Annotated in this window: 8 protein-coding genes; all 8 read right to left on the minus strand. The window is 31.6% G+C overall.

The features are described from left to right. Window positions 1-8: 8 nt before the first annotated feature. Entirely contained in the window at window positions 9-818 is an 810-nt protein-coding gene (locus VJY32_RS13260; RefSeq protein ID WP_353678408.1) for a carbohydrate ABC transporter permease, read from the minus strand. A gap of 2 nt (window positions 819-820) precedes the next feature. Beyond that, on the minus strand, window positions 821-1,675 hold the full coding sequence (locus tag VJY32_RS13265; protein WP_353678409.1) for a carbohydrate ABC transporter permease: 855 nt from the start codon (window positions 1,673-1,675) through the stop codon (window positions 821-823). A gap of 4 nt (window positions 1,676-1,679) precedes the next feature. Next, window positions 1,680-2,975 carry an extracellular solute-binding protein gene (locus VJY32_RS13270; protein WP_353678410.1) on the minus strand — a complete coding sequence of 432 codons (1,296 nt, stop codon included), beginning with the start codon at window positions 2,973-2,975 and terminating at the stop codon, window positions 1,680-1,682. Further along, window positions 2,972-4,507 carry a peptidylprolyl isomerase gene (locus tag VJY32_RS13275; RefSeq protein WP_353678411.1) on the minus strand — a complete coding sequence of 512 codons (1,536 nt, stop codon included), beginning with the start codon at window positions 4,505-4,507 and terminating at the stop codon, window positions 2,972-2,974. Before VJY32_RS13275 ends, VJY32_RS13270 begins: the two co-directional genes overlap by 4 nt. 22 nt (window positions 4,508-4,529) lie before the next feature. Next, window positions 4,530-5,552 (minus strand): PorV/PorQ family protein, encoded by a 1,023-nt coding sequence (locus tag VJY32_RS13280; RefSeq protein ID WP_353678412.1) that lies wholly within the window; start codon window positions 5,550-5,552, stop codon window positions 4,530-4,532. A gap of 64 nt (window positions 5,553-5,616) precedes the next feature. Then, the gene (locus VJY32_RS13285) at window positions 5,617-8,859 is read right to left on the minus strand and encodes a hypothetical protein (protein WP_353678413.1); all 3,243 of its coding nucleotides are present in this window, start codon (window positions 8,857-8,859) and stop codon (window positions 5,617-5,619) included. A 12-nt stretch (window positions 8,860-8,871) separates the two neighbouring features. Continuing rightward, window positions 8,872-11,565 (minus strand): TonB-dependent receptor, encoded by a 2,694-nt coding sequence (locus VJY32_RS13290; RefSeq protein ID WP_353678414.1) that lies wholly within the window; start codon window positions 11,563-11,565, stop codon window positions 8,872-8,874. A gap of 196 nt (window positions 11,566-11,761) precedes the next feature. Then, window positions 11,762-12,540: FlgD immunoglobulin-like domain containing protein (locus VJY32_RS13295; RefSeq protein WP_353678415.1), on the minus strand; the 779-nt coding region annotated here is incomplete at its 5' end.

Below are 12,540 nucleotides of genomic sequence, written 5' to 3' on the forward strand. Positions count from 1 at the left end.
ATGAATAATTATTCTTTCAATCCAGAAGAAGTCATACTTTGAATAAAATATTTTTGGAATATCAGATAAGCTAAAACAATTGGTAATGCTAACATTGCAGCTGCTGCAAGTTTTAATCCAAGCTGAGACTCTGCGCGTCCACCAACAGCAAATAAAGTAACTAATTGAGGCATTGTCATTTTAGTTTCATCTCTTATCACAATCAAGGGCCAAAGAACCTCATTCCATGATGTCATAAATGTAATTATTCCAACTGTAATTAAAGCTGGTATTGAATTTGGCCAGAGAATCCCAAAAATAATTCTTAATTCACTGCAGCCATCTATTCTTGCAGCATCAATTAAGTCTTGTGGAATTGACTTGAAATATTGCCTGAACATTATAATTGCAAATGCATTCATTAAATAAGGGACAATTAAACCAGCATAAGAATCAATCCAGCCAAATTTTACAATCAAAATGTATTGTGGAATCAAAGTAATTTGAAAGGGCAATGTCATTGTAAAAACAATTACATAAAAAATTAAATTCTTTCCTATAAACTCAAGTTTTGATAGTGCATATCCAACCATTGAACCAAATATTAAAACACCAACAGTAATAGTTCCAGAAACTATTAAACTATTTATGAATGCTTTAGCGATTGGAATTTTATCTAATATAACCAGGTAATTATTAAAATTAATTTTCGAAGGAAGAAAAATTAAGTTACCAATTTCATTTTCTGGAGAAACAGAAGCAGATAACATCCATATGAAAGGATACAAAAATATTAATGAACCTAAAATTAAAACTGTATATAAAATTGTTTTCTTCATACTCAATTTTCTTTTTCAACAAATTTTTTTTGAATAAAAACAACAAAGAGAATAAGAAGAGCAAAGAAAAATCCAAGTGTAGCTGCATAACCCATATGATAATAAAAGAATCCTTGTTTATAGATATAAAGCACTGCAGAAAGAGTGCTGTTTAGCGGTCCGCCACCTGTCATTACATATGGCTCAATGAACAACGAGAATCCTCCAATTGTAGATAAAACAACAACCATAAAAATTGTTGGATTAATCATCGGCAGTGTTATTTTGAAAAATTTTTGTAAATGATTTGCTCCTTCAAGTTCTGCAGCCTCATAATATTGCTGAGGAACTGTCTGAAGTCCAACTAAAAAGAGAACTACATACAAACCGACATTTTTCCATGTAGCCATAATTGCAATTGAAGGCATTGCCCAATTTGGGTCTGTTAACCAACCAATTTTGTTTAGACCAATTTTAATCAACAGTCGATTTAATAATCCGCTTTCAAAACCATAAAGCTGCTGCCATAAAATTGTAATTACAACACCAGATATAATAACAGGCATAAAATAAGCAGCTCTAAAAAAACCTTTCAATTTTATTTTTTGATTTAATAGCTCTGCTAAAAAAAGTGCAACAATGATTTGAAGCGGTATATGAATTAAAAGAAAAATAACCGTGTTCCTTAGTGATTTCCAGAAAAGCTGGTCATAGAGTAATCTTTTATAGTTTGCTAATCCAACATATTCCATTGGTGCAATAATATTCCAATCATGAAAAGTTAGATAAATTGAGAATCCAATCGGAAACCCAATAAATAAAATAAAATGTATTATGTATGGCGAAACAAATAAATATGGCAATATTTTTTTCTTCATAACTTCATTTAAGAAATAATAGATTAACAGATTTTTCTGCATCACTTAATGCTTGCTCAGGCGATTTAACTCCATATATAACACAAGCTTCATATTCTGATGAAATTATATCAAAAACTTCTTTGAGAACCGGTGACTGGTCAGTTCCTTTTACAAACTTTGCTTGTTCAGCAAAAATTTTCATCTTAGGATTTTTTTTAAAATAATTCTGATACAAATAATTTTTATCAATATTTTTTCTGCGAGGAAGTTGATTTGTGATTTCAAGTAATTTCAAATCATTTTCCTCGCTAAGGAAATATTTCAAAAATTTCCATGCAAGATTTGGATTAGGACAAGTCTTGAAGATTACAATATTTTTTGGGTCACCATAAGTATAAATTGGTCCTTTGTGGTCATCCGGAACAGGGATTGTACTGAAATTATATTCAAATCCTTCTGGTTTATACTTTTCTGCATGAGAAATTTCCCACGGGCCAGTAAATCGCGTAGCAATTATTCCATCTAAGAACACATCCTGACGAGATGATAATCTTTCTTTCGGGAAATAATTTTTCTTATATAATTCACGTAAAAATTTGAACACTTTTATTGCAGCTTTATTATTAAAAACAGCTTTGTTGTTCTTAACAAGCGAACCTCCATTCGAAGCTGCAAGATAAAGAGGATAAAAATCAAAAAATCTCTGCCACCATGTAACTATTGTTTCTGTATATCCAAACCAACGATCTACATAGCCATCACCATCAGTATCTTTTTGAAATTTTTTTGCAGCATCAAAAAATTCTGAATATGTCTTTGGTGCATGTTTTAGCGACAATGATTTTATAATATTTTCATTATAAATCATCATCACTGGATTTATTTTCCATGGGATTTGATAAATATGACCATCAGAAGACCTAACTTCTTCAATGACTGAACTATCACATCGTTCATATAAAAATTCCATGAATCCTTTTAATGTATCTAAAGCTACTAAAATGCCAGCGCGAGCATAACCTTCAACATCACCTTCCCACATGTTTGAATAAATATCTGGTGTAGTTTTTCCTACAATTGCAGCTAAGATTACTTCTTCGCTCGATTGTCCTTCTGGAACAGGCTGAAATTTTACTTTCATGTTTGGATTTTCTTTATTCCATTTTTCAACTATATATCTTGCAAATTCAATTTCTTCTGTATTATTTGATGACCAATAAATAATTTCATTATTGAATTTTCTTTCGTTTTGACTGCATGAAACAGTTAATAAAAAAATTATTAAACAAATGAAAATATTTTTCTTAAATAAAATCATTGCCAGCGAGCCCAATAATTATCAATAGTTGGAAAAGGTGTTCGGGGAATTAATCCACCTCTTTTTACAACGTACAAATCGAGTGCTTTTACATTATTCTCTTCACTTACTTTAATTGATTTTAATAAATCTTCATTGATTGTTATGGCATATTTATTCTTCAGCTCATTTATTTTACGAAATATTTTTTTTGTTAATTCATCTTCAATGAATTCAGTGTAAGACTTATCGTTAATATTTTTATTTGTATCATCTACTTCTTTCTTTTCAAGAAGTATTGAATTCATCAATTCATTCTTAACAGTGCTGTAAATAATTTTATCTTTCCACCATTTTGACTGTTCTTTAACAACTCTTCTTTCAAAGTAACCTTTTTTTCTTGCTTCCTCTGTTAATAATTTATCACGAACCATTCTCCAGATTATATTTTCTAGTGAACGGGAATAACTTGCAAAACTTCGTTTATCGAATTTAATGTACTCATCTCTTGCACGATACCAATTAATAAAATCACTCAAAGAAATTTTTCCATAATTTAATTCAACAAGTGTAATGTCATTTATATTTTTTTGATTAATTAAATTAAATGAATTCAATGCTTCTCTTAAAATTTCAGAAAGTCTCCATTTATCATAAGTTTCTTTTGGCAGTTCAAATTGAGCAAGATATGAGCGTAGAACTTGAAATGCTTTCCTTTTAATAACTGGATTTGATTTCATCATTAGCGAATTTACATAAACATCTGAAAGCTGGTCCATTTTCCTTTTTATCAAAGCTGTTTCTGCTTCCTTCATAATTTTATTCTGTTCAGATTCATTTACAATCAAAGGATAATTAATATTCATAAGCTTAACAATATACCAACCGTCATTTGCTTTTATTGGTTTTGAAAATGTATTTACTTTTATTGTGTCAATAATTTTAGCAAGTTCATAATTTTTCAATCCAAGAACATATCTGCTCGATTTCAAATACCTGTCTTCATAATAAATTGAATCATTCAATTGTTTATTAAACAATTTTTGAAAATCAATACCGGCAAATAGAGAATCATAAATTTTTCTTATCTCGTCTTCTGATGATGAATAAATCCATTGAAGTTCAACTTCAATTAATTTTTGCTTAGCTACAGTATCAATTTCTTCTTTTGTGTAAGAAATTTTTTTAAGAATTTCATCTTTGAATAATTCTTCAGTTGCAATATCACTTTCAAATTCGTTAAAGATATTTTTAACTTCGGACAATGTATCAAGACCTCTGCTATAACCATCAAGAGCAAGTAATTTTTCATTAATAAGATGATTAAGAAATACTTTCTTAGAATCTTTTACTTTTTTGTAAAAAGCAGGTCCATATTCATAACAATTAATAAATTCATTAACTGTTATTTTAATGTTTCCAACTTTTGCAACAATTGAATCTTGAAAATGATTTTGAATTACTTGAGAAAAATTTTCTGATGAGATAAATAAAATAAAAGACAGAAAATAAACCTTAGCACTGTCAAAAATATTTTTAGAAAGAATACTCAATTTATTTTCCTTATTCGCAGCATTAGAAAATTAAATTAATAGAAAAAGAATGAATACTTTGAAGTCTTCCAAAATCTCTGAAAGCATAATCGAATTTAATTAATGCATTCGAGAGAATTAATTTAGAATTAATTCCAAATCCCAATGATAATCCACCTTCAGAATATTTATTAAATGCTGATTGATATCCGCCTCTAAAGAATAAAAATTCTTTGAAAGCAGTTTCAAAACCAAAGTTCATACTTTCATAATCATTATTTGGATGAATTGCATCAGCTGCCACAGTCAATCTATAAGTTTGATTCTGGAACAAATTAGTTGATACACCAATTTGAAATGTAAGCGGTAAATCCCAGGAATTCATTTCGATGTTTGTTGGTATCTGGTCATTTGAACCTTGTTTATTCGGGTCCACTCTTATAAAATATCTTGAATCTCTTCCACTCATTTGCATCGAGGTTCCAAAATTATAAATCGATGCGCCAATTACCATTCCACCAAATAAATCAGTTCTAAATTTTGTTCCGGCATCAATAGCAAAAGCATAAGCTGACATATGCCAGATTTTTTGTTGAATATATTTACCTGTAAACCCAATTGAAAATCTATCTGTTAAATTACGAGCATAAGAAATTCCAATTGAGATGTCACCGGCACTAAAATATTCACCAGTTCCTTCGGGTTGTTCTACGGTTCTCACTTTCATATCATCCATTGAAAGAGAAGTGAAGCTAAATCCAATATTACCAAAATCGCCCAATGGAATAATAAGTCCTACAAAATCAAAACTTGTATTTGCAATCCAGTTAGTATGATTCAAAACTGCTTCATAGTTCTCATGAGTACTAATGCCCGAAGGGTTCCAGAATAAAGATGTAGCATCATTAGAAATACTCACAAAAGCCCCGCCCATGCCAATGGCATTTGCTCCAACTGGAATTTCTAAAAATGCCGCCGCAGTAGTTCCTGTCTTTGAAACACTTTGAGCAAAGCAAATCGATGAATAGAAAATTACCAATAAAATTTTCTGAAAAACTTTACGCATAAAAACCTCACCAAAATTTTTATACACAATTTTATAATTCATGAAAATTTGTGTAATTCATCTATTATTTTATCACAGCAAATTTGTCAATTTTTTCTCCTATGCCAGGGGCATCAACATGATAAATATAAACTCCATATGAAATATCCATTCCATCTTTTGAGATTAAGTTCCAAGCTTCCTGGCCATCATCTAAATTGCTGTTATGTTCTATAGTTTTAACATGCTTTCCGCTTATCGTATAAATTCTAATCGTACATTGACGAGGAAGATTTATGAAGTAAATTCTTCTTTCACCTCTTCCAACTTCAACAGTTGCCGGTTCCCACGATGCAGCTCCTACGTAAGGATTTGGAACAACTGCAATTTTATCTAAATCATTTTTTGCTTTAGCTTGATCATATTGAGGAGCTTTAGTTGTGAATTCAAAATATTCTCCTTTTCTGAAAGGTTTTTTTGTAACAAGTTTATAAACATCCCCAAACTGTGGAGGTCTTTGATTTGCTTCTGCAATTGTTGTGTCTTTAATTAATGTAACTGACCATGATACTCTTAAATTTGAAAATGATGTAGCCGTTTTGCCCGCTGAATCACCAAGAACAATAAAAATTGCATCTCCATCATCAAATATTTCATTTTGATTAACATCTCTAAATATGAATTGATATTTTTTATTCTCAGTAATATTTCGGACAATAACATTTGATTGGATAGGTTTACTAAATGTCGATGCTGGAAAAGATAAATCACCTTTTCCGGGTTCAGTAAGTTCAATTTCAAAATCGGCTGGATAGTCAATTCGTTTTGCATTATATGCTGCTGCAAATCGAGAATCAAAGCCTAATTGAACTATATAATTACTTTTCCCTTTTTTCCATCCACTCTTGTTATAATCAACTTGAACAACATTGTCGTTGTTAATTGTCATTGAAAATCCATGAATTACCTTTGAAGTGTATGTATTTTTTTCCATTAATGTAGGTTTAATCAAAGTATCTAATGATGTATAATCAACAATCTGAAACTTAGGTATTGATTCATTATTGAACTTTGTATTTTCAATAAATTCAACTCGATAAGTGTGATTATTTTTTATTGAATCTGGGTCAAGAATTTCAACAGAAAGATTACCGGTTCCAGGACCGCTTGCATAAAAATTATTTACAGCAGGTGGAATATAACCTGCAGCTGGTGGACGAGGAGTAACAACTGCTGTATTGACATCTGTAATTATATTTCCATTTATGTCTTTCTTTATAATTGTTGTAGTTTCTGATGGTGGAATTCCTTCAAATTTGCCTTCGACAGTTGTAGTTGTAAATCCCTGGTCATAAGCTGCAACTGCATAATAATAAGTTTGACCATTTTGAACTGTAGTATCAATAAAAGAATGCTGCAAGCCTGAATCATTTCCTAAATAAAACAATGCACCATTGACATCAATTGGATGTAATCCTTTTACTCCATCAACTAAATCAAATTGAGCAATTGGTTTTCTAAAAGTCGGTTTCCCGTATGCATCGGTTATAACTTTACTTTCAAGAAAGTTTGGTTCTGTTGAGCGATAAATTCTATAACCTTCAAAATTATATTTTTGATAGAAAGCATCAAAAGTTTTTTCTGCACGATCATCCCAATAAAGGGTTACTTTATTATCTCCAGGTATTGCTTTAACTATTGGCTTTTCAGGTGGTTTTGCAAATCTATAACTTGCATTATAAATCTGTTGAACAGTTTTTTTTCTTCTGAACAAATCATCTTTATCAATTCCAAAAATTAAAGACATTGAAAATCTTTCTGTTTCACCAGTTTCTTGTATTCTGCCAGTAATTTGAGAATATTTTTCTCTACCCCACATATGAAACAAATAACTCGAAAAATAATTTGCAAGATTAACACCCACCAAAGATTGTCCATGTGGCGAAGGCAAACCGGAAAGAACCTGCCAATTTTCTTCATCTCGATTTAACTCATAACGATGAACAGGGAAAATAGCAAAACCAGTCAAACCCAATTGGTCAGATTCATCTTTGTCGAGTATTCCAAAATTTGGTTCGCCCTGGTCTGGTTTGCCATTCCCTTCAGTTCCATCTGGATCAGGTCTAGTATATCCTTCATCAAAAGGTCCAATGCCATCAGTTCCAACATCATCATTCAAAGGTTCATCTTTATCCCACTTTCCATTGCCATTTTGGTCTGTAAAAGAACGCCAATTCCCATTTTCATCGGCATCCCAGTGAGGACGCCATGAATAGCCATAAAAGTTTTTAAAGTTGACCGTATCTCTTGCTGGGACTAAAATAAATGGGTCATCAAAGGGAGATGAAATAAATCGTTGAGCTGAATTATTTCTTTTTTCATCAGTCAAACCATCCAGGTCATTATCTTTTCTATCATCAGAAATTCCAGGACTTTCAAGAAAAGCATATCCGGCCAATCCTACCGGACTCCAATTACCCGGGCTTCCAGTTGGAACAGTAGACCATGCATAAGAAATATCAAGCAAATCATCATAATCACCAGCATTGTTAGATGAATTATCGTGTCCTCCAATTCCCCAATCAATATATTGAGCAAATAATGTTTTATCATAATCGGTAGTGCTCATGTTAGTAATTTCATAATACCAGAAAATAACATCTTCAGCTAAAACTTGAGACCACTGAAAACCGCGAGCTTTAACCTGCATTCCTAAACCACCACGAGTTGGGTCATCTGCATCTGGAGTAAAATTATTTTTTATTAGATATTCTCTATCTTCGTTATCATCAAAAACGAAGTAAGTTTCAACATCAGCATTTTTAATTCCTTTGCCAAAGAATCCATTCCAAACACCATTCCAGTCAGAAGTTCTATCGGGCCATTTAGCTGGCCAGCTTGACGGGTCATCGCTTCTTGCTGGAATTCTTGAATACGGAGCTGCATAACCCGGCAAAGGCCACCAACCATATGTTACTCCAGTTGAAGGGTCATAACGAGTAAATTCATAATAATTTGTTTCAAGTGGATGAATTAATTTCCCAGTTGGGTCTTTTGCTTCTGCTTGAACAATTACTGCAACACCATCAACATAAGTATGATTAGTACCTTTAGGCCAAACACCACTTCTGCTTGGTTCATTTAACCAATCTGCAATCTGTCCAAAATTATAATAAACTGTTGCTGCTAAATTTCCATCCATATACCCTTTACGGGTTTGATTATGGTCCCCTTTATTTTTATCTACTATTATTTGTGCATTAACAACATTGAATAAGAAAATTATTAATAGTACGATTATCAATTTTGTTCTTTTAATTGAGAACACTTTTCCTCCTCACTAAAAACTTATAGATGCACCAATTATTATTTGTCTTGGTGAAGAATAAAAATCTGGTCTTGTAAAATATTCTTCGAGTGTGTTAACACCTCTTGGAGCTTCTTGAGCTCGTGTCAGTTCAAGTGTGTAACCTGCTCGCCCTGTATCAGTAAAAACTTCAATTTCATTTGCAGTATCGAACAAATTATAAATTTTAGCATAGATAGAAAATTGTTTACCAAACAGTTTAATGTATTTTGTTAGATATAAATCCACATTGAAAAAAGCAGGTCTGTTTTCGCTGTTTTCTAAACCTGTTCTTTGATTTTGAAATGATGGAGTATAAGGTAATCCAGAACCAAGTCTTCCAATAAAACTTGCAATAAAATCATTTGGGGTACCTGCTGTTAAAGTAAAATTAATTGAATGTCTTCTATCCCAATTTAATGGAACCATTTGTTTGTTTGCTTCAATTGGAGGATTAGCTTGTGCTTTGTTATATGCATCATTCGGGTCTGATGCATTCCCTTTTGCTATCTGAAATGTATAATCCAAAGTAGCACCTATACCATCACTAAATCTTTTTTCAAAGGAAATTGTAAATCCTTTTACAGAACCATAATCTCGATTAATTAATTTGCTGAATTTTCTAAATTCATTTTTGATATGAATTTCTGTGCCAAGCAAATTTCTTATATCTTTATAATAACCAGTTACTGTAATTCCCAAATTAGGGGCTAATTCTTGCTGAAGACCAATTTCATACATAACAGTTTGTTGAGCATCAAGATCAGCATTGCCAATTGTATTTCCAACATTTTCCGGAAAATCACCTGTTAATGGAATTCTAAAATTTGGATTACGATATAAATACTCAAATGGAGGAATCTGGAAAAAGTGGCCATATGAAATATGAATGGCTCCTTTATCTGTTATAGGATAAGAAATTCCAACTCTTGGACTAATCTGATATTTTGATTTTGCTTTTTGTAAAAGTGAATCCGGATAAGGAGGCTGAAGTTGATCAAGTATTGAAACTTTATTCGCATCTTTTAAGTAATTTCCATCTGGTTCAAAAAAGTCGAATCGTACACCAACATTTACAATTAGATATTCCAGTTCAATTTTATCTTGAAGATACGCAGCTAATTGATATGGGTTTGTTTCATAAACATTATAATTAAATGAACCAGGTTGTGGTAAAGCAGGCTTATAATTTGTTGTTGCATCAATTACAATTTGAAAATCTTTGTATTCGAGATTATGATATTTATATTCTATGCCGCTCTTAATTTGATGAATATGATTTATCTGCCAGGTAAAATCAACTTTACCGGTATATGTTGTAGTTGTATGATAAAAATGCCAGTTTTCTGTTCCTCCAGTTAAAAAAGCATTGCCACTTACATCTCTCATTCTTTCTGGTTTAACATAACGTTCATCAAGAGGATTTTCAAATACATACTGTTTATATTTTGTTGTAAAACTTGAAGCCATAAAATCGATGAATGCAGAATTACTTAGAACGTAAGTATAACTTAAACTCGTCAAAAAGCTTTCTTGAAATTTTTTATAATCACCATCAGGGTTTAATTTAAATCGATGATTGTAATCTCTCCACTGTTGATTTTGATAAAGTGAATTAATTACAAGACCTTTGCCTTTCCCGCTTAAGTCAATTGAAAGTTTACCTTGTAAAGTGTAACGTTTATTATAATTCATTGGAACGAATTTATTATCACCGGTTGCACCGACATACCAATCTTTAGGATCATTAGCAGAAAAATTAGATGAATCGGAAGGATTGAACATTCTTCTGCCGTAAAGGTAACCATCATCTTTAAAGTATCGACCACTAATATAAAACTTAAGAATATTTTTCATTCCAGGGACAGGACCGCTTAAATTGCCCTGGAAATTATAAATATCTTGTGGTGATATTTGTGAAATATTTTGATATAGATTTTTTCTTGTTGTAAAATAATCACCTGTATAAACAGAGAAATCGCCTTCTAATTTATCACTTGCAATTTTGGTTACCTGATTAACAACACCTGATAATGCTTCTCCATATTCAGCGTTAAATGTGCCAGTAAGCACTTGAAGTTCTTGAATACTATTTATTTCTGCTTCAAGAGCAGAAGAACCTGAATAAGCATCATTAACAGAAATTCCATCGATCAAATATTTTACTTCATTACTTCTCCCGCCGCGAAAGTGACCATCAACTACACCAGCCTGAAGATTTATTACAGATTGAACATTTTCTAAAGGCAGCATTGAAATTTGTTCGCCACTTACTTTTGCTTCAGTGGAAGTCAAATCTTTTTGAACGATAGGTTTTTGTGCAGTTACCACAATATCATTAATTGATATAGCTTCTTCTTTCATTACAATATCGACTCTTGTAGTTTGATCTACCGAAACTCGTATATTTTTTATAATTACTGTTGAATAACCTACAAGTGATGCTTTAATCTCATAAATGCCAGGCGGTATATTAATAATGAAATAATTTCCATCTATATCAGTTGCGGCTCCCATAGATGTTCCACTAATCACAACATTTACACCAATTAATGGTTCTCCAGTACCTGCATCTACTACTCTTCCTGCAATTTTACCGGTAGTTCCAGCATAAAGGTTAAGAACAAATGTCATCAGTAAAAATATCGTGTTAATAAATTTTTGTGCACAATTTCTCTCAGTGAACATAAAATTCACCCGATTATTTTTTTTATAATTTTAAATGCTTATTAAAAATAATTCTTATTAATCTATTAGTCAGTTATAATCTATATAATCAACTTTTTGAAAAAATAGAACACAAAAAAAATCATCCTCATCTGCAAAGTCTTTGTGTTAATTAAAGGGCTGACTAAATTTATAGCCAGCCCCATACATTTATTAATTATTTAAGAAGAATCATCTTTTTAGCTTGAACAAAATCACCTGCTTCAATTCTGTAAATATAAGTTCCAGCAGCTACACGATTACCAATATTGTTTGTTCCATTCCATTCAATTTTATATACACCAGGAGCTTGTTCTGAATTTAACAATGTTTTTACTTCTCTTCCTAAAATATCATAAATCTTAATTGTTACCATGCTTTGTTTTGGTAAAGCGTAACTTATAATTGTAGAAGGATTAAATGGATTCGGATAATTCTGGAATAAATTAAATTGTGTTGGTATAGCTTCAGTGGTTTCAACACCAACCAAATCTAATTTTCTAATTTCAAGTAAGTCACAATAGACAGTACCTTTAAATCTTCCAAGTGGGTGAAGTCTTACTGAAAGTGATTTTGCACCTTGTTGAACTGGAATGTCAACATAAAATTGCATCCATCCAAACTCATTTGCTACCGGGAATTTTAATGGAATATCGCGTGACCAGAATTCTCCCCACCCTTCATTATTTCCATATGTGTTGTGGAATATCGGCGTAATTGCAAAACTTGCTTGATCACCAATTTGAGCCATTTCTTCAGGATTTAATCCTTTTGCTTTTAACCAAACTGAAATTCTAATCATATCACCAGGATTAACATCTTTAAGAGAAGTTATATCGTAAACTCCTGGAACAATTTTTCCTGATGCTGCTGAACTTCCTATCAAATATCTTCTTGTCCCTACAAATCCATCATGTGTCCCAGGTAAATTCTCAAACTTTAAACTGTATCTTCCAT

This window comes from Rosettibacter primus, from assembly GCF_036860675.1.
Lineage (GTDB): Bacteria > Bacteroidota > Ignavibacteria > Ignavibacteriales > Melioribacteraceae > Rosettibacter > Rosettibacter primus.

What these genes read in the sequence shown, in the direction of transcription:
- VJY32_RS13260 (WP_353678408.1), bottom strand. Translation starts at nt 818, where the DNA reads ATGAAGAAAACAATTTTATATACAGTTTTAATTTTAGGTTCATTAATA.
- VJY32_RS13265 (WP_353678409.1), bottom strand. Translation starts at nt 1,675, where the DNA reads ATGAAGAAAAAAATATTGCCATATTTATTTGTTTCGCCATACATAATA.
- VJY32_RS13270 (WP_353678410.1), bottom strand. Translation starts at nt 2,975, where the DNA reads ATGATTTTATTTAAGAAAAATATTTTCATTTGTTTAATAATTTTTTTA.
- VJY32_RS13280 (WP_353678412.1), bottom strand. Translation starts at nt 5,552, where the DNA reads ATGCGTAAAGTTTTTCAGAAAATTTTATTGGTAATTTTCTATTCATCG.
- VJY32_RS13290 (WP_353678414.1), bottom strand. Translation starts at nt 11,565, where the DNA reads ATGTTCACTGAGAGAAATTGTGCACAAAAATTTATTAACACGATATTT.